Origin of the sequence: Calothrix sp. FACHB-168, assembly GCF_963889195.1 — a bacterium.
Taxonomy (GTDB): Bacteria; Cyanobacteriota; Cyanobacteriia; order Cyanobacteriales; family Nostocaceae; genus Aulosira; species Aulosira anomala_A.
The window spans coordinates 15,558-35,551 of sequence record NZ_CAWPNJ010000013.1 but is presented as its reverse complement, the minus strand read 5'-3'; the positions used below and the strand labels follow the sequence as shown (position 1 = coordinate 35,551).

The 19,994-nt window shown below is 39.0% G+C and carries 15 protein-coding genes and 1 pseudogene; 14 read left to right on the top strand and 2 right to left on the bottom strand.

Going from position 1 to position 19,994, the window contains the following annotated elements:
- Window positions 1–459: 459 nt before the first annotated feature.
- From hpsA to AACW45_RS06585, 11 genes are all read left to right on the top strand, one after another.
- Window positions 460–4,887 carry a hormogonium polysaccharide biosynthesis protein HpsA gene (gene hpsA, locus AACW45_RS06635; protein WP_190632293.1) on the top strand — a complete coding sequence of 1,476 codons (4,428 nt, stop codon included), beginning with the start codon at window positions 460–462 and terminating at the stop codon, window positions 4,885–4,887.
- Window positions 4,888–5,034: 147 nt separating this feature from the next.
- A complete protein-coding gene (gene hpsB / locus AACW45_RS06630) occupies window positions 5,035–5,703 on the top strand; it encodes a hormogonium polysaccharide secretion pseudopilin HpsB (RefSeq protein WP_190632291.1) in 669 nt (222 codons plus the stop codon).
- Window positions 5,704–5,733: 30 nt separating this feature from the next.
- Complete coding sequence (hpsC, locus tag AACW45_RS06625; protein WP_190632289.1) at window positions 5,734–6,732, top strand: hormogonium polysaccharide secretion pseudopilin HpsC; 999 nt, start codon at window positions 5,734–5,736, stop codon at window positions 6,730–6,732.
- Window positions 6,733–6,864: 132 nt separating this feature from the next.
- Window positions 6,865–7,521 (top strand): pilus assembly FimT family protein, encoded by a 657-nt coding sequence (locus tag AACW45_RS06620; protein WP_190632287.1) that lies wholly within the window; start codon window positions 6,865–6,867, stop codon window positions 7,519–7,521.
- A gap of 449 nt (window positions 7,522–7,970) precedes the next feature.
- Window positions 7,971–8,933 (top strand): hormogonium polysaccharide biosynthesis glycosyltransferase HpsE, encoded by a 963-nt coding sequence (hpsE, locus tag AACW45_RS06615; protein ID WP_190632284.1) that lies wholly within the window; start codon window positions 7,971–7,973, stop codon window positions 8,931–8,933.
- Between the two features lie 24 nt (window positions 8,934–8,957).
- A complete protein-coding gene (gene hpsE / locus AACW45_RS06610) occupies window positions 8,958–9,929 on the top strand; it encodes a hormogonium polysaccharide biosynthesis glycosyltransferase HpsE (RefSeq protein WP_190632283.1) in 972 nt (323 codons plus the stop codon).
- 32 nt (window positions 9,930–9,961) lie between these two features.
- The gene (locus AACW45_RS06605) at window positions 9,962–10,951 is read left to right on the top strand and encodes a glycosyltransferase (RefSeq protein WP_190632281.1); all 990 of its coding nucleotides are present in this window, start codon (window positions 9,962–9,964) and stop codon (window positions 10,949–10,951) included.
- 52 nt (window positions 10,952–11,003) lie between these two features.
- A complete protein-coding gene (locus AACW45_RS06600; RefSeq protein WP_190632278.1) occupies window positions 11,004–11,522 on the top strand; it encodes a GspH/FimT family pseudopilin in 519 nt (172 codons plus the stop codon).
- 93 nt (window positions 11,523–11,615) lie between these two features.
- A complete protein-coding gene (locus AACW45_RS06595) occupies window positions 11,616–12,284 on the top strand; it encodes a TIGR04282 family arsenosugar biosynthesis glycosyltransferase (protein WP_190632399.1) in 669 nt (222 codons plus the stop codon).
- Window positions 12,285–12,619: 335 nt separating this feature from the next.
- Window positions 12,620–13,459, top strand: a complete 840-nt coding sequence (gene hpsJ-B, locus AACW45_RS06590; RefSeq protein WP_190632276.1) for a hormogonium polysaccharide biosynthesis protein HpsJ — start codon at window positions 12,620–12,622, stop codon at window positions 13,457–13,459.
- A 404-nt stretch (window positions 13,460–13,863) separates the two neighbouring features.
- Entirely contained in the window at window positions 13,864–14,754 is an 891-nt protein-coding gene (locus AACW45_RS06585; protein WP_190632274.1) for a glycosyltransferase family 2 protein, read from the top strand.
- A gap of 26 nt (window positions 14,755–14,780) precedes the next feature.
- On the opposite strand, the pseudogene AACW45_RS06580 reads toward AACW45_RS06585, so the two are convergent.
- Window positions 14,781–15,978: pseudogene (locus tag AACW45_RS06580) on the bottom strand (RNA-guided endonuclease InsQ/TnpB family protein); the annotation flags it as partial.
- Window positions 15,979–16,046: 68 nt separating this feature from the next.
- Here AACW45_RS06580 and AACW45_RS06575 point away from each other — a divergent pair.
- From AACW45_RS06575 to nusB, 3 genes are all read left to right on the top strand, one after another.
- Window positions 16,047–16,223 carry a hypothetical protein gene (locus tag AACW45_RS06575; protein ID WP_190632272.1) on the top strand — a complete coding sequence of 59 codons (177 nt, stop codon included), beginning with the start codon at window positions 16,047–16,049 and terminating at the stop codon, window positions 16,221–16,223.
- A gap of 658 nt (window positions 16,224–16,881) precedes the next feature.
- Window positions 16,882–17,595, top strand: coding sequence for a DUF502 domain-containing protein (locus AACW45_RS06570; protein ID WP_190632269.1), 714 nt, complete (start codon window positions 16,882–16,884; stop codon window positions 17,593–17,595).
- Window positions 17,596–17,899: 304 nt separating this feature from the next.
- Window positions 17,900–18,529: a transcription antitermination factor NusB gene (gene nusB, locus AACW45_RS06565; RefSeq protein ID WP_190632267.1), complete on the top strand. Its 630-nt coding sequence runs from the start codon at window positions 17,900–17,902 to the stop codon at window positions 18,527–18,529.
- 24 nt (window positions 18,530–18,553) lie between these two features.
- Here nusB and AACW45_RS06560 read toward each other — a convergent pair whose 3' ends face one another.
- Window positions 18,554–19,747 (bottom strand): RNA-guided endonuclease InsQ/TnpB family protein, encoded by a 1,194-nt coding sequence (locus AACW45_RS06560; protein ID WP_190632265.1) that lies wholly within the window; start codon window positions 19,745–19,747, stop codon window positions 18,554–18,556.
- Window positions 19,748–19,994 lie beyond the last annotated feature (247 nt).

The window sequence follows — 19,994 nt, the reverse complement described above, 5'->3', positions numbered from 1 at the left end:
AAAAATACTCATTAACCTTACCACCTCTCCACTTGGGGAGGTTTTATATTACTTAACATGATTTACAGGCTGCTTGATATATTTCCTTTATCAAATGGGTAATATAAGCTTACTCTGCTTACAACATCTTTATGAAGTTGCTAGCAGATAAATAAAAATTCTGCAAATTCAGCGTAAATTTACGGTCTTAGCACCCATCAACAGTAATGAAATAAATCATTTTGTAAAAATCAGTAATTTCCGAATAAAACTGAAAACACAGCCCATGATATAAATCGAAGAAATTCTCTTTGCGTGTATCTGCGTTTTAGACTTCATCAAAGTTTTTAATAACCAGATAAACAAAAAGAATATCATTGGCTGTGTGAGTATATTTAAACAAGAAAAACAGACAAAAATACAAAACAAAAAAAACACAATTTTTCCAAAATTAATAAAATCCTTGACAGGAAAGCAACTATGTCTCAAAAACGCCATCTAGTCAAGACAGCTAAAAAATTATTCAAACAAATTGGCAGACAGTATTTGACTGCATTTAAAAAACTAATTATTTGGCTACTGAGAACTATTTTTCAAACCCACAAAAGAAGAGATAGAGCAACCAATGCAGGTTTTGTCTTGCCAACAGTGGCAATGGTTGCACTGGTAGTTGTACTACTAACTACCGCCATTTTATTTCGGTCTTTTGAGCGCTCCAAAAATGCTAGCAATGTGCGCGTCAATGAGGCAGTTCTGAATGCTGCAGCCCCCGCAATAGATCGGGCGAAAGCTAAATTAAATAAGCTGTTATCAGATCCGACACTGCCACGAGCAACGCCTACAGATGCAGCTTTAGACAGTATATTTAACGATACTACCAAGCTTACTGAATATACCTTAGGTGATGAAACTCAACTCAAATTAACTAGTGGTAGTGACAATATACGCTCCGCATGGATGTACCCAGTAGATACCGATAATAACGGTCTATTTGATAGCTACACACTTTATGGAATTTACTTTAAAAACCCTCCTGTTAGCGGTGGTGCATATACTCGTGCCAGAAATCCCCTAGAAGCTAGAACTCCACCGATGGTCAATGGTGGCGCTGGTGACGCTTGTAAAGATACTAATGGTACTAGCGCAACTTTGGTGGGTAATTCGGGCTGGTTTAAGATAGGCGGTAAGCTGAAAAAAGCCTTTTTTGCTTACACTGCCAATGTTCCGATTACAAACACTGGTACTCTCCCATCGGGATATGAGCGTCACAAAGGTAATAAAGGCTTTTCGGCAATAGAATATCAACAAGAGCGTGTACAACTACCGCTAGTTAATAATGCGGTAGTTTATGAAGACGATTTAGAAATCACTCCAGGCCCAAGACTCAATCTAAATGGGCGGATTGTGACTAACAGTAACCTGCTGACAGGTAGCGGTTTTCAAGAAGTAACGCTTTATCAAATCAGTAGCCCCTATTCCTGTTATTATGAAGCCGATAATGCCAAAATAATTGTTGCTGGTAATGTCGCAGCAGGCACTTTCACTAATACTGATGCTGATTTAGCCAACGCAACTATGGTGCATTTATACCGTGGTGATGGAGTTAATCCAAATACCGCAGGTAATCTTAAAGAGAATAAATCTGTTAAAAATTCATGGTCAGCGGATATTGCATACAATAGTTTCGCTTACGCCAAACGTATAAATCGCTTAGTTGACGCTCAGATAGCTGCCGATAGTACTGGTAGTACCGACCCCCAAGAAGTGCAAAATGGCCCGACAACAAAAACCCGTCGGGAACGCTTAGAACTATATTTTAAACGACGTACCCGCCGAGTACCTTATGCAGAAGTCCCGGCAAATTCAACCAACCCTTTACAAGTAGGAAGCGGTACCAATTACGCTACAACTAGTCCATTAGATGGTAGTGGTGATACATTACGTCCAATAAATGCATGGGTTTTTCCTTTTGATCCTAGTAATGGCACAACTAAGACTGGTTATGCCAACTTAGAGATAAATAAGCCTAGTAGCGTTACTAATAGAATATTACCTTCAGCGACAGAGCCAACAAAGCTAGAAAAAGAAAAGCAAGGTAATGAAACCTTTGTAGGCGATCGCGTTACCCTTGGTAATAATCTCCCTGAACTATGGTGGGATAGTGCAAAAGGTCGGTTTGTTGGGCCAAATGCGGAAGACACCCAAACCATTACTACTAATTACTGGGATAATCCTGATAACGCCAGCACCACCGATACTAGTGCCAATAACGTTCGCACTCGCCGCAGCCGAATTCAGCAAATGGCTGATTTAGGGGATATCAGCAGAGACGGAGAATGGGAACTAGCCGCAGCTAAAATACCCGCTACCGCCCAAGATCCTGTTGGTGGTTTACGAGTAGTCACAGGTGCAGGTATTTATTTGCCAGATGGTGCTGATACTTCTACAACTACCTTCACTTCATACAGCACACAAGCCTGGCCCGATTTAATGCCAGCTAAGTATGACACAGTACCAGCTGCTATTAAACCCTTTGAAATTTACGGTCTGAATATTGAATATAATGTGCCCCAACCACCTGCCAATACTCCATATCTCAGGATGCGGGCGACAGCAGTTTATCACTACAAAGGTGCTAGCTATAACGAAACCAGCCCCACACCAATCGCTTGTGTAAGTAGCTTCTACGACCCAACTAACAGCACAACCGCTAAGAATATTTCCACATTACCTTGGAATAATGCTACTGGAGGGAAATCTAACAACGGTATAGTTTATGGACCTCCCGCTTCCACAAGCCTCGCTACTTATGAGAATTTACTCAACTACCAAGCACTATTGACCTACCCTAATGGACGTTGGATCAATGAACCACTCAAAAATGCTTTAGCTAAAACTGCGGCAAATCGTACTCTTGCCGATCTCTCTGCTATTGACTCTGCACTTTGCGCCATAGAAATTATGGCCACAAAGACACCGGATGCAACAGCTATTCCTCACGGTGCTATTAGGGAAAATGCCTTTTTAGATGCCAGACAGATTCAAGCAATAGATAACGGTAACACTCTTACAGGAAATTACGATCGTCCTAAAAAAGACAGACAGCCCTTAGAAATCCGCACCACTGTATTGGATCTGAATCAGCTGCGACAAAAAACAATTGGCACAGCAACAACAAGCAGTCCACAGGAATATTTGCTACCAAACAGCGGTATTATCTATGCCACTCGCGATGATGCACTGGCAGATCAAAGTGCAGGTACTTCAGCATCAGCCAAACTAGAAAGCCCAGTTGACTTTAAACTTGACCCCACTCGCCGTCCTAACGGCATTATGTTGGTCAATGGTTCCAGACTCTTCCGTAGCACGACAAATACTTACCGCGACGTAGAAAAAGGATTGATTTTAGCCTCTAACTTGCCTGTGTATGTCAAAGGTGACTTTAACCTACATACTCAAGAAGAATTTACTCAATTGCTCAACGATGACTGGACAGCAAGTGCAGGTGGTAAGTTCGCTTTTTATAATCGCTCTACACTTAACCCCCAATTTGCCTGTCGTCCTAACGACCCCAGGCTACCTAACTGTACTACTGGTGATGAATGGCGGTCTGCTGCTGTGTTAGCAGATGCTGTTACCCTACTTTCCAATAACTTTAGAGAAGGTTTCCGCAACGAAGGAGACTATGACTGGAAGGTTGTTACTAGTACTATTCCATCATTTTTTTCCAGTAACTTCTCTACTTATTTCTCTACCATTAACAATTTTGTCCCACAGTTTAGATGGTATGGCAGCGATGGTATGCCCCAAGACCTTGATACTGTTGCTACTGGTTTTCAGGCTAGTTCCTATCTCAATAACTTCATCACACCAGTAATGAAATGGAGACCAGCTAGACAATACGCCTATGAAATTTGTCCGCAAACAAATGTCTCCCTGTGTAGCGATCCTAAATACTGGATCATGACCAACACCAATACTGATCCAGAAACTTATGCTGGTCAAGGTCAAAGTTCATGGAACAACGGTGGACGTAATGTTGAGGGCAGTACAATCACATCTATCAAAACAGGAGCGATAGGTACTCCTCCTGAGGGCAAGTGGGCCAACCCCGCCTACCCAAAAAGACTTGCTTTTAAACGGGATCTTACAAGTGGTGCCCTAGTTAGTCCCCTTCAGATTTACGGAGTAAAAGATGGAAATCCGAAGAAAATAGAAGCATTTGATTTTAACGGTGCTACACAACCAGCATTAGCAACAAGTGGTGGCCAAACAATATACATACCTTGGTTACGCCCTGATAGCAATGGAAATTGGCAACGACCAATTTTACAAGTTGACGAACCTTTTACTACCGATAGTAACCCTACTCCCAATCCTAATATCATTAATGTTGGTTCACACGGAAACTGGTTGCCAGTAGCAACACAAACTACTTTCAATTTGATTATTGCTGCTGGAGATACCCCAGCTCGTCCTAATGAAGATAATGGTGGTTTACATAACTTCCCGCGTTTCCTAGAAAATTGGAACCCAACAGGAAGTTCTAGCGATGCTATTAAAGCTAAAGTTAGTGGCTCCTTCATCCAATTAAAGCGCAGTGAATATGCAACTGCTCCACTTATGGTGGTTTTATCAAACTCCTCCCTCACCTATCCAACTGGTAATGCTAGTGGTAGACTACCCTTCTATTTTCCGCCAACAAGGCAATGGGGTTATGATGTGGCCTTACTATCTCAGTCACCAGATAGGTTTGCTCAAAAATTAGTCAGAATACCTGACGATTTACCCGATGAATACTACCGAGAAGTGAGTCGAGATGATGCTTGGGTAAGGACTCTTTTATGTGCCAAAAAACCAGATGATTCTCTGGCTGTGGATGCAGATCAGCGTCCTAATTGTAGTTAATAATCCAGCCTAATTGTGGAGTTTGTAGTAAGAACTTAAATACTTAAAAAATCAGGAATTTAGTTCTTACTACAAAAATATTTATTCCTCAAATTTAATGAAATAAACCACTAATCTCCACATCTTAGAAATTGGTGAATAAAAATAATGAAGCACAAACAACAGTTAAAAATACCTTGTCCTAGTGAGTCTGGTTTTACCATTATTGAATCGTTAATAGCGATGCTGGTTGTGACTGTTTTACTGACTGCGATCGCACCTGTTATTGTCTTGGCTACAGCATCTCGCGTCCAAGCAAGACGCATAGAACTAGGAACTCTAGCGGCAAGATCCTATATTGATGGTGTGAGAACAGGAGCTATTCCTATACCAGCCGCTACTGGTACGAACATAGAATTAAAAGACTTTCCTACTCCAACAGCAGGCAGTTTAACCTGTAATGCCAATGCATACTGTACTGCTCCCGCTACCCCTGCCACCACTTTGTACTGTATAGATGGTAACGGTGATGCTATATGTAACTTTACCAATAGTAAAGACTTGGTAATCCAAGCATTTCGATATAACAAGGCTTCCACTGATGCCTCTGTTGGTTATCAATTAGGTATAAGAGTTTACAGAGCAGATGGTTTTAACTCTGGTGGTGACTTAGTAGCAGGTAGAAAACAAGCAACTTTCACCGCTGGAATAGGCGATCGCAAAGCGCCATTAGTAGAAATGACAACGGTGATCCCACCTCAATCAACTTCATTTAATGAGTGGTGTAACCGCCTCAAAGTCACAGATAGTACAACCTCAAATACTACATGTAACTAAGCATTAACTTTGGGAATAAAAATATTCAGCATGAATCCAATTCAATTTCTGCTTGGTATCCAAATTAAACGCTCTAAGTTGTTGTCACAGAGCGGTTTTACCCTTCTTGAACTGCTGGTAGCCATGATTCTAGCTGTGCTGGTAATCACACCTCTGCTCGGATTTATGGTTAACATTTTGAACACAGATCGCCAAGAGCAAGCAAAAGCTAATTCCGAACAAGAAATTCAAACAGCACTTGATTACATCGCTCGCGATTTGCAACAAGCAGTATATATCTACGATGCTACAGGCATTGATGCTATCAAAAACCAGCTACCTAGCCCAACTGCTACAGATAGAGTTCCTGTACTTGTTTTTTGGAAACGAGAGTTTATTGGACAGGCAATTACAGCAGCAGATAGTAATAAAGATGACACTTTTGTCTACTCATTAGTTGCTTATTATCTAATTAAAGACACTGACAGCAGATGGTCTAATGCTGCGCGTATTGCGAGATGGCAAATCAGGGATGGTGTCTCAAGTAGCAGTACTAGCGCTGTTACTTGTAATGGATATACTGGCAAGTTTGTTAGTGGTTATTGCCCTAGTTCCGGTTACTCTTCATTTAACTTTGATGGAGTCGGCACTCTAGAACAAAAGATGAATAGCTGGACAAGACTCAGCTCCTATACAACAACTACAACTACAGGTGGAAACACATCAACTACAACTACAACTGTCACGCCAGATGCGCCTTTAGTACTTGTAGACTACATAGATCAAACTACTACAGGCGCACCATCTGCAACCTGCCCTACTGGTTATTCAAAAGTAACGCCCACAAGTTTCAACACTAGAGATACAGGAAATATGACAGGCTTTTATGCCTGTATAGATAGGGTAAATACAACAGCCCAAGTATTTTTAAGAGGCAACGCACTGGCTCGCTTACGAACAACAAATATCAGTTATAGAGATAGTCAAAAAAATTATTTTCCTAGTATAAACATCAGGGTACAAGGACGAGGATTTGTATTTACAAAGTAATTTTTAAAACATTAAATAATCACACTTTAAAACATTTATAATTGGATTTTTCACCCTAACAAAATGTTTTACGATAAGAATTAAAGGTCTTATATCTTTGAAATTACGATAATTTATTAATGACAGGTTATTATGAACAATTTACCTGAGAATTTATCAACCGGAAGTACTAAAAAAGAGGTTGCCAACTATATATTTCCAATCAAGCAAGATGCTGGCTTTACCATACTAGAAGTCTTAGTAGTAATATTAATAGTAGGAGTTTTATCCGCAATTATTGCTCCTAATTGGCTGGCTTTTTTGAATAGACAACGACTAAATAAAGCTAGCGATAATCTTGTTGCAACCTTGCAAGAAGCACAGCGACAAGCAAAAAGGAATAAACGTAATTATAGTGTCAGCTTTAGAACTAACAATAACCTGCCAGAAATTGCCATTTATTCTGGTACTACACCAAGTAACTGGCAGAGTTTTGGTAAAGATGTAGGCGTCAAACAAGGTCAGGTAATAATTGGTACAAATTTAACTGCGGTAAATACTACCACTGGTGGCAGTGTATCATATAATATAAATACACCTGTTACTATTACTTATGATTATATGGGAAGTTTGCCGAATGCAAACTTTGGCCCAATACCAACAGGACAAACAGAACCACCGGGTTTAAAAATTGTAGTTGCTTTACCAAGACCAGGAAGCCCAACAACAGCAGGTAATTTAAAGCGATGCGTAATTCTGCAAACCCTTATTGGTGGTGTACGCACCGCCAAAAATACTGGATGCAATTGAATCAATCCAGCAAATTTATATGAAAAACCCTTAGAAATACTGAACTAAAAATAACATATCCAGAGCAGAATAGAAATAACAAATGCATAGTTGACTTTCTATCTATAGATAGCTAGAGACCAATTATGCATATCTATTGCTTTGAGTATCTGTAGAATGAGCATTGCTCACCCTAATAATACTAATTTAAATAGTGTTTGCGGCATATCAATATATTCTATAGGGCATGATATTGCCATGCCCATACCATCTGTCGCATTTTTTTTTAAATTTGTATAATTTGTTCAAAAATCAAATATAAGTTCTATAGATACGCCGTATTAAAATAGGGTGCAATCGCTAAATTTAAGCTAAAAGGTCAGCTTAAATTCCAAATTCTACTGTATATGTATACAGTACTTACTACTAATATCACGGTAGTATTTTAAGTTTTTACTTGGAAATTACTGATGAGCGAGAGTTTAGACTTTACTGTAGCTATCCCCACTTATAACGGTGAAAGTCGTTTACCAGAACTATTAGAACGATTACGTAATCAACTCTACACCGAAACATTTTCTTGGGAAATTATTGTTGTAGATAATAACAGTACTGATAATACAGCAGTTCTTATTAAAAACTATCAAGCTGCTTGGAAATGTCCCTACCCTTTAAAGTATTGCTTTGAAGCCAAGCAGGGTGCAGGTTATGCAAGAAAACGTACTGTTGAGGAAGCTAAAGGTAAATTCATCGGGTTTCTTGATGATGATAATTATCCAGTATCTAATTGGGTAGCAGTTGCTTATGCTTTTGGTCAAAAGTATCCTAAAGCAGGGGCTTATGGAAGTCAAATTCATCCAGATTGGGAAGTAGAACCGCCCCAAGATTTTCAGCGAATTGCTCCCTTTTTAGCAATTACAGAAAGAGGGAATTTACCTTTAATTTATGACCCTCATAAAAAATTACTTCCACCATCTGCGGGATTAGTTATCCGCCGACAAGCCTGGTTAGAAACAATACCAAATCAGATGATTTTAACTGGTAGAATCTCTAATAATACGCTGACTAGTGAAGATTTAGAAATGTTGTCTCACATGCAAAAATCTGGTTGGGAGATTTGGTATAACCCAGAAATGGAAATTTCTCACAAAATTCCTAGTTGGCGCTTACAAAGAGAGTATTTAATTCCTTTTTTTAGAGGTATTGGACTCAGCCGTTATGTTACCAGGATGATACCCATAAAAACTTACTATAGACCCTTAGCATTTTTAGTTTATATCATAAACGATTTACGAAAAATTATTTGGCATTTAATTAAATATGGTAGAAGTGTCAAACTCGATCTAGTTGCAGCTTGTGAAATGGAATTATTTATCAGTAGTTTAATAAGTCCCTTTTATCTTTGGAAACAAGGATATTTGACCAAAAAATAACAAATAGATATAGAATTACTTGCCATGACTGATATACTCACTCAAAAACTAGATATTACCGTAGCAATTCCTACATATAATGGCGCGGAACGCTTACCTAAACTTTTAGATTTACTTTTAGCACAAACCGGATTAGAAAACTTAAACTGGGAAATTATTATTGTTGATAATAATAGTTCTGATCGCACAAATATTGTCATTCAGAATTATCAAAAAATCTGTAATAGCATTTGTCCTTTAAGGTATTTCTTAGAAACAAAACAAGGAGCAGCTTTCGCTCGCATTAGGGCAGCACAGGAAGCAAGAGGTGAGGTAATTGCATTTTTAGATGATGATAATTTACCTGCACTTGATTGGCTAATAGCTGCTTATAATTTTGGAATTGAACATCCCCAAGCTGGTGTTTGGAGTGGTCAAATTCATGGTAGCTATGAGGTTAGCCCACCTAAAAATTTTGAAAGAATTCAAGGTTTTCTCGCTATCAGAGAACATGGTAATCAACCACATTTATTTGAAGCAAAGAATTTAAGACTTCCCCCTGGTGCAGCGCTAGTTGTTCGCAAACAAGTATGGTGCGATCATGTTCCTACAATACCCATTCTGTCAGGAAAATTACCTGGTGTATTTGTGCAAGGTGATGATTATGAACCATTGCTATATATTCACAGTGCTGGTTGGGAAATTTGGTATAACCCAACTATGCATACTTATCATCAAATACCACATTGGCGCTTGGAAAAAACTTACTTATTAACTTTAGCTCGCGGTTGTGGCTTGTGTATTTTTTATTTACGCACGATTAACACTAAAAGCTGGCAGAAACCAATAATATTTTTTATGACTTTTTTAGGTAATTTATATCGGCTTGTAAAACATCTTATTAAATATAAGAATTCTTTAAAAACTGATATAATTGCACTTTTTGAATTTGAATTTTATTTAGGTAGTATGATTAGTCCTTTTTATTATATGAAAAATTTGAATATCTTTTCATAATAATTTGGCAAAAACTATATTTTTAATTAATCATGTCTTGTGGCAGCCAAAACAATCCCAGCATTTCTGTAATCATACCAGCTTATAATTGTCAAAAAACTATTCAAGCTACAATCGCATCAGTTTTAAACCAAACTTTTACTAATTTTGAATTAATTATAATTAACGATGGTTCACAAGATTCAACTTTAGAGATTATTTCTAAAATTGAGGACTATAGACTGAAAATATTTTCTTTTGAAAATGCTGGCGGAAATGTTAGCCGCAATCGGGGATTAAAGTATGCCATTGGAGATTTTGTTAGTTTCTTAGATGCAGATGATATTTGGAAGCCTGATAAGCTAGCAAGTCAGTTACAAGCTTTACAACAAAATAGCGATTGCAAGGTTGCTTATAGTTGGAGTGATTATATTGATGACAATGGTAAATTTTTGGTGTCTGGTAGACATTTTATAGCCAATGGAGATGTGTATGAGCAATTACTACTAAATAATTTTTTAGAAAATGGCTCTAACCCCTTAATTTGTAAAGAAGCGATCGCTGAATTAGGTGGATTTGATGAATCTCTCAGTGCTGCTCAGGATTGGGATATGTGGTTAAAACTAGCCAACAAGTTTAATTTTGTATGTGTACCCTCTGTACAGATATTATATCGAGTCAGTGCTAATTCAGTTTCTTCTAATCTTGTTCGTCAGGAAAAAGCCTGTCTGCAAGTGATAGAAAGAGCATATAAAGCCAGAACATTTGATAAAAAAACTTGGCATAGGGCTAGTGCAAATCTTTATAAATACTTGACATGTAAAGCTCTACAGCAACCATTTAAACGACATAAAGGTATGGCTGCTGCTTTGTTTTTATGTAAGTATTTTATTAATAATTCTTCTCGACTACAGCGTATAAAATTTATGTTTATATTATTGTTAAAAACATTGATAATTATTGTTTTACCTACTGCTATATCAACAAAATTATTGTCAGGAGTAAAAACTGATTATCAGGCTATAGAATATAGTTATAAATGATTTAATTTGTTTAAATAAAAATAATTTTTATAAAAATAAGGTAAAAAGTATTGTGAAAAATCACTCTAACAGTGGCTTCACAGTGGTGGAACTGTTGGCAGTTATTTTAGTAGTTGGTATTTTAAGCGCGATCGCAGTTCCTAATTGGTTGAGTTTTGTAAATGTTCGGCGCTTGAATGTGGCTCAAGATGAAGTTTACCGCGCTATGCGCCAAGCTCAAAGCGAAGCGAAAAAACAAAAGTTAACTTGGCAAGCTAGTTTTAGGGAAAGTAATGGTATTGTTCAATGGGCTATTCACCCAGCAAATATGAATCCTGTCAATGCTAACTGGAATGATTTAGATGCTGCTGTTCGTTTAGATCAAGAAACAACTTTACAGCAATCAAATGGAGTCAGGCGCATCCAATTCGATCACATGGGTACTGTTGAACAACCACCACTGGGGAGAATTACTTTATCTAGTAAAAAAGGTGGTAAAGCTAAACGCTGTGTTTTTGTATCAACAATTTTAGGGGCAATGCGAACTAGTAAAGAACAGAATACAGCCCAAGATGGGAAGTATTGTTATTAGTTTTGGACATGGGGCATGGGTTAAGAAATTTTATAATGTTGATGGTTGACGGTTGACGGTTGACGGTTGACTGTTGACTGTTGACTTTTGACTATGGATTGTTGGGCGTTGAAATCAGCAGAGAAGTTAAAACAGCATTTGATTATTTTTACTCGCTATCCAGAACCGGGGAAGACGAAAACCCGAATGATACCTGCTTTAGGTGATTTAGGTGCTGCTAATTTACAAAAGCAGATGACTGAATACACGGTATCTCAAGTTAAAGAATTGCAAAAAACGGTGGATATATGTTGCGAGGTGCGCTTTGCTGGGGGAAATTTACAATTAATGCGAGATTGGTTAGGTTTGGATTTGGTGTACCAGCCTCAAGGGGAGGGAGATTTAGGCGATCGCATGGCGCGATCGCTTAGTGATGCTTTTCAATCTGGTAGGGAACAAGTCATAATTATTGGCACAGATTGTCCTGGTGTGAATTCTCAGCTATTAGCAAAGGCTTTTGAGCAAGTCGGCAGCTACGATCTGGTTATCGGCCCGGCAATTGATGGTGGTTATTACTTGATTGGTTTACGTCAACTAATACCCAATTTATTCGCTAATATCGATTGGGGAACATCTCAGGTATTGCAACAAACTGTTAACATTGCTGAAAAACTTAATTTATCTAAGATTTATCTACCTGCTTTGAGTGATGTTGACTATCCAGAAGATTTACCAATTTGGGAACAAACTATTCAAAGACAAATGGATAATTTTAGTAACTAATTATACTAGTATTGTAAAAATGAGACTTTGCATCTGGTTTTTAGCTAATTTATCAGTTTATTAAAACACTAAGTAAATTCTGAGGACACCGAAGATGACAGATGCTACTGTGGTGTAGTTTCATCCTCAAAAACGGAAAACTCTAAGCTACTGACAATTAATCATGGTAGAAGGTTTTCTTTGCAGTCTGATACGGAATGGATCGTTAAGCTTTCCTATTCTGTCATTTTGTTGCATCTGCCTTTTGTTGCCATATAACAGTAAGGTTATGGGAACAATATTCAAGGAACTTGATATAGGATAATCACTCTGATTTATCAAAAGATCGAACAACTATGGTGAACCGTTTTACTTCTGTTAGCACTGCCCTTACATTAAAAGTAGTGGGCGTAGTTTTAATTTTGTCCTTTTTGTTAGACTTTTTACTGCTGTTGTTCCCTTTTCTACCAACAGATCGCACATGGCAGATCGGTTTGGCAACAAATCTTGTAGATCGAGGGATTGTGCCTTTGGTAGGATTAGGGATACTGTTCGCTGGACATTGGATTGAGAGTGCGGATAGCGATCGCCCGCCAAATTTAGATTTAAGATTTCCGTCCCTCGTACTAGCAAGTATTTTAGGGTTAATGTTCTTGCTAATTTTCCCACTGCATCTGAATAATGTAAATCAAGCGAAAAATCAGACAGTCACAAAAATTAATGAAGATGCAGAACAAGCAGAAAAGCAACTAAATAATCAATTATCACAGTTGCAAGCACAACTAAATACAGAGCAGGGAAAAGCTCAATTACAACAGGCGAGGAATCAAACCAAAGCACAGTTGACTGAAATACTCAACGACGAACAAAAATACAAGCAAGCACTAGCTAGTCCTCAAGTTCCCCCAGCAATAAAAGAAGTACTGAAAAAGGCGAAAGCAGATCCTAAAGAACTAGACAAAGCTATTGAAAAGCAAACAGATATTGAGGGGTTACGTACCCAACAAATTAGCCAAGTCCGCCAACGTAAAGAAGAAGCTGAAAAACAAGCTAAAGACAATGCTTGGAAATCAGGATTGCGAACGGGAATTAGCAGTTTACTGTTATCTATTGGTTACATAATTATTGGTTGGACAGGATTAAAAGGGATGGGTGCTTTACAAAGCGGTCAGAAGAAAACTCCTGCACCACGTTAGGTAATTTGTAATTCGTAATTCGTAATTCGTAATTCCTAATTACAAATTAGTCGTAAGTCTAATACCAATTCGCAATTACAAAATCTCACTGAATTTAGTGGTTATAGCAGTTTTCACCTATTTGAACCACATCTATCGTAGGGGCACGGTACCGACAATTTTTTGGTACATACAATAATTTTACTAATGCCGTGCCCCTACAGCGTGGTCTATTTACAGGAAGATGCTGTAAATTGTAGAGAATTGGTATTACACTGATTTAAAATTGCTGTTTTAGAGGCTGAAGTTGACAGGATAAAGTAATAATAATGTTGGGAATTTTAAATTTTATATTCCTGAATTTAAGCTACAAATAATTAACCAATACTTAGTTTAAACAAAGAATTTTTATTTAGAGTTTTAGCATGTTCTCAATTTATATACTGACATATAACGAAGAATTGGATATTGCTGCTTGTATAGAGTCAGCGATGCTATCGGATGACATTATTGTTGTAGACTCATGCAGTAGCGATCGCACTGTAGAAATAGCTAGTCGTTATCCGATTCGGGTTGTGCAACATGCTTTTGAAAGTCACGGACGCCAACGTACTTGGATGCTAGAATCTATTCCCCCAAAGCATGAGTGGGTTTATATTTTAGAAGCTGATGAACGGATGACACCAGAATTGTTTGCAGAATGCGAACAAGCAATTCAGCAGTCAGATTACATTGGCTACTATGTTGCAGAACGTGTCATGTTTATGAATCATTGGATTCGCTACAGTACCCAATATCCACGTTACCAAATGCGGCTGTTTCGTCACGGTCAAGTTTGGTTTACAGACTACGGACATACTGAGAGAGAAGTGTGTCACGGTGCAACCAGCTTTTTAAAGTCAACTTATCCCCATTACACTTGTAGCAAAGGTTTGAGCCGTTGGATTGAAAAACATAACCGTTATTCTAATGATGAAGCAGCAGAAACATTGCATCAAATAGAACAAGGAACTGTTAATTGGCGAGCTTTGTTTTTTGGTAAGTCAGAAGTAGAAAGACGGCGTGCATTAAAAGATTTATCTTTAAGGTTACCTGCTAGACCATTAATCCGCTTCTTTTATATGTATTTTTTATTAGGTGGCTTTTTAGATGGACGGGCTGGTCTGGCTTGGTGTACATTACAGGCATTCTACGAATATTTAATTTTACTTAAGGTTTGGGAAATGAAACATCTGCCTGTCACCAGCTCAGATACACAGTCTTCGGTTTCCCAAACCAATACACAGACTGATGCAACTTCCATAAATTTCAGGTGACGTACCCGTCGCTGACTCTTCGAGTACAGCGCGGGCTTCTCAACGACTCCTCTATAAGGACATTAATTGAGCTTTGAGGGCGTGCGTCCCACGCGCCTTAATGTTGATAGCCGCGTTCAAATCCCTGCACAAACTAGTATGACAAACGGGGCAATTGTGCATTCTTTGAGATAGCGGCTTTTTAACTTTGTGACCACAGTTAGAACATTCTTGGCTAGTGCCGTTTGGATTTACAGCGATTACTTTCAAACCAGCATTCTCGGCTTTGAAAGAAAGTATGTTTACAAACTGTCCCCATCCGGCATCATGAATACTTTTAGCCAGTCTTGTTTTAACTAGCCCTTTGATATTCAATTTTTCAACGACAACAACATCATACTTATCAAGCAGTGATTTTGCTGTTTTAAAGTGAAAATCTTTTCTAGTATCAGCAACTTTTTTATGCTGTTTACCTAATTTTTGAATAGCTTTTCTACGACGATTTGAACCTTTTTTACGCCTTGAAATCCTGCGCTGTGCTGATTTTAATTTACGTTCAGCTTTGCGTAAATGCTTTGGTGCGGCAATTCTAGATCCATCAGAAGCTACATAAAAATCAATTAGCCCAACATCAATACCGACAACATTGTTAGGATTGAAATCAGGCTGAACAGTTGGCACGGTTTTGTCATCAAGACTTAAGGTGACATAATAACCATCTGCTTTTTTGGTAACAGATACAGTCTTGATATCAAACCCATCGGGTATTTGGCGATGAACAATTACCTTGACTTCCCCAATCTTTGACAGCGTGATTTTGTTGTCAACAAAGTGATGGTGCTTAAATTGAGTGTAAGTAAAAGTTTTATATTGCCCTTTACCTTTAAATCTAGGTCTACCCGACTTTTTCCCGTTAACGTCACCTTTTAACCATCTATCAAAAGCTAATTCAACTTTTTTAGGAACTTCCTGTAATACTTGAGAGTGAATCTCTTTGTACCAAGGTCTATATGTTTTAAGTTGAACTAAAGATGCTTTTTGGCTGTAGTAGTTAGGTTGTTCCTTTAATTCTGGTAAGTAGCAAATTAAAGGACATCTATCAATAGAACAGCGATTCATCTCATACCAGTCAAACTTTTGAGCCAGCAAATAATTATATTGATGACGCAACATATCCAGTGTCTTATCAATTTTTCCTGCTTGCTGTTTAGTTGGCTTAATTTTGTACTGGTATGACGTTTTCATTGTTTGTCCTTTGTTTTTTCGACCTACAGATATGATAACATAAACGCACAGACAATGTGTAGGCAATTATGAAAAATAAAGCATTAAATCTGAGGATATCTGAACGCAGATTAAATAAACTACGTTTATACTCGGCTCAAAATGACAAAACCATGACTCATGTAATTGAAGACTTTATTGACTCGCTCAAAGTTAAAAATGCTGACTCCTTACCGACCTCACGCCCTGTCAATCCTGTGGATTGAATTGGTTGTAGGTCAATTCGTCGTCAGCCAAAAATTCATCCCGACGCTCAACGAAGCGTTAGAGCGCGGGGCTTCTTTTTGAAAAAGCTAAAAAGCTATTTGAAGTGGAAGCTGTTTCTCCGTTATCTGCTTTTTGTGGCTCATACAGGCGTATTGTGAAGATTGACAGACTCAGGTGCGAAACTGAGTAGTTTTTCTTGGTTAAGTTAACTTAATATTTTTACAGGCTTTTATCAGAAAATAGTTTTAGATTAATTGTAGTTTTTCAGGAGCAAAAATACCTCTTAAGACTATCTGCAAATAATTTTAGCAATATTAAGCTAGTAATGCTGATGTGGGTTAACATTAGTGCGATCGCAATATTTGCAACAATCATTTACAAGTCCGATAAAGAAAAGTAACATCTTCTGAGAAGAATAGCTGTAATTTTGGTTATTAGTTACACCAAATCTATGTAAAGTTGCATCTTATCTATCTAGCGGCTGATTAGCTGATTTAATGGCAGAAAAAATCTGGATTCCTGGCGCTGAAACGCCTATGTTCGCATCTGTGGTTCAGCTGATAGTGGAGACAGCTACTTGCTGTAGCTTGTGCTTCAAGTAATGTCTCCTTTGGTTAACGAATATATTTGACGAACCTAAAAAAGGAGAATAGGGGTTTGGCACTTAATCGCTTAAAACAGGACTTAAAAAATGACCTGATTGCTGGACTGTTGGTTGTAATTCCGCTAGCAACTACAATCTGGCTGACTATTACTATTGCTAGTTGGGTAATCAACTTTCTCACCCAAGTTCCCAAACAACTGAATCCCTTTGAGGGGTTGCATCCTATCTTAGTAAATATCCTGAATCTAGTAGTAGGTTTAGCTGTACCGCTATTAAGTATTCTGGTGATTGGCTTGATGGCGCGGAATATTGTGGGGCGCTGGCTGCTGGATTTTGGCGAGCAGGTTTTACAGGCGATTCCCTTAGCCGGACAGGTATACAAAACTCTCAAGCAACTTTTAGAAACCATACTTAAAGATTCTCCGGGCAAATTTCGCCGGGTAGTTTTGCTAGAATATCCCAGACGCGGAATATGGGCGATCGCATTTGTCACAGGTATTATCAGTAATGAGATTCAAGCCCAAATGTCTGTCCCAATGTTGAGCGTTTTTATCCCGACGACACCCAACCCCACTACAGGATGGTACGCAGTAGTTCCTGAAGATGAGGTAGTGAACCTGTCAATGTCGATTGAAGATGCTTTTAAAATCGTCGTCTCTGGGGGAATTGTTGCGCCTAATACCCTGTCGCCAACTCTAGAAACCAACTCCCCGGTCATCCCTATGGGAGAAAATCTAAATCATTCGGACAAAGTTACCAGCAAGTAGATAATATAGTTGTCTGATCGTGCGAAAATCTACTGACTAACTGAAAAATGGGCATGGGGCATGGGGCATGGGAAAGACAAATTTTTATGCTTGATTGTCTGCGGGCGTGAAGAACTAGCTTGAAAATAGGGGCGCTTAGGCTAGGGGCTGGCGAATGAAGCAATAAAAGAAAGAAAAATTACTGTTTTCTATTACCTTGTTGACAACAGACGCGATGAATCGTGTCTCTAACAATTGTACAGACGCGATGAATCGCGTCTCTTGACAACTGACCACTGACAATAATTAATCCAAAAATAACTTTATGCAAGACCGTAAACCGCAACAACTAGCGCGTGAATTAGCGCTGTTAAGCCTCAGTCAGCTACCCATGAACCCAAAAAAACTGACAGAGGAACAACTACCTAAGTTAGTCCTAGCAGCTGTACGCACTTTGCGATCGGAAGTGCAAGATACTTTAGATAATGCGGCTGGTGAATTGCAACGCAGTCACGATCGCATTTTGAGTAGTCAAACTCGTGCTTCTGATTTAAATACTGCCAGAACAATGCTGGAAGAAGCGATCGCATATACGCAAACAGCAATCAATCAATTAGGTGCAGCTGTAGAGTTTCCCGAATTAATTCAGCTGGCGACTCAAGATAAAACAGTCAGCAGATACGCCATCGAGATTGTGAAGACAGTCAGCGAAGAACGCAATGCGGTCGATGAACACATTACCGCCGCTCTCGTAGATTGGCAAGTTGCTCGCCTCGCCCAAATCGACCGGGATATTCTACGGATTGCTGTAGCAGAAATGCTATTTTTAGGCTTACCTGATAGCGTCGCCATCAATGAAGCTGTAGAACTAGCTAAACGCTACAGTGGTGATGAAGGCCATCGGTTTATTAATGGTGTGCTGCGCCGATTTACAGAACAAAAAAAGACTGCCTGATGCCTATGGGTGTTAAGTTGTAAACTACCCACACTGATTCGGAGTACCGAATACAGTGAGGGCTTTCAGTAGCCCTGAAGAGTCCGTACTGAGATTACAGTACAAACCGTTCGAGCCTCTAGGCTGGCTTACAGACAGCCCCAATAATGCAATCATCTTTGCTCCATTCAAGTCCGCATCACAGGATAACCCGCAATTGCCGCACTTGAATTTTTTTTCAGAGCGCAAACCAATGTGTAGACAACGGTTGCAGGTTTGACTCGTGTAGGCAGGAGGGACGGTTATCACTTCTACACCGTCTTTCAATCCCTTATACTCCAAAAACATCCGCAACTGGTAGAACGCCCATGAGTTACTTCTACGGCGTTCTGTCTTGTTACGTGGTTTCTGATTAGTCCTTTCACGAATGCCAGTCAAATCCTCAATAGCTACAAGCGCTTTTTCACTTTTGGCTTGCTGGATGATTGTCTTACTGATATTGTGGTTTACCCACGCTTGAAATCGTCTCTCGCGCCCCGATAGCCGTACCAAGACTTGCCGACATCTACGCCGACTAGACCTTGTGCGTGTGGAAGCTTTTTTTTGGAGAGACGCTCTAGTTTTGTTGTATTTATCCCTCGTTTGTGTTAACTTTTCACCGCTCCATGAATCACCCTTGCTGGTAGCAGCAATATCGCGTCTACCAAAGTCTACGCCAATAACTTTGTTGGTTGCTTGTGGGTCGGGAACCTCGTCTTTTAATTGAATATGGATGTAGTACTGACCATCGCGGTGTTTGCATAATTGAGCGCTTGTTGGTTTACGTCCTTTGAGTTTACCTCGTTGATAGTTGCCGGCATCTATCTTGATGTGTTCCCGACCAGACAGCGTGGTTAAGCTAACCGTCCAATCCTTTTCTCTAAATGCAAAAATTCTGGCATCGTAATCAGCACTAGTTGGTTTAAAAACGACAACTGGCTGATTGTTTTGTTTAGCCGTTTTACGATTAGCCCCAACTCTGGCACAAGCTCTGACAGCCAAATTAGCAGGCAAACCAAACTTAGCCCTCAAGTCTTCATAAACAATTCCCTGAATAGTTAACTTGCTTGTCACATCCGGTTTAATTATTTGGTTGGTATAGTTGCAAGCTTCGGCAAATGCATGAAGAACTATTTCCAGCTTCTGAGATTGCGTTGGTGTTGGGTTGAGTTTACAAACTAGCGTCAGTACTTGTTCCATGAGTTCGACCTACTCACAGTGTGATGAAAATTATATACTACAATACCTCGTTGCGTGTTCCCGGAGATTGTTAAAAACTCAACTGCTATTTTCCCTGTCCTGGCTGTGCAAGAAATCGGTCAAATAGCGTTTCGTTTTTAACCCACAATTCCTCTCACCACTGAAATGGTACTCCATTCAGTGGGAGCCTCCTTGTGGAAATAGGTGAGGAGATCCTGGCGGTTTTCACACCAGGCAAAAGTCAGGA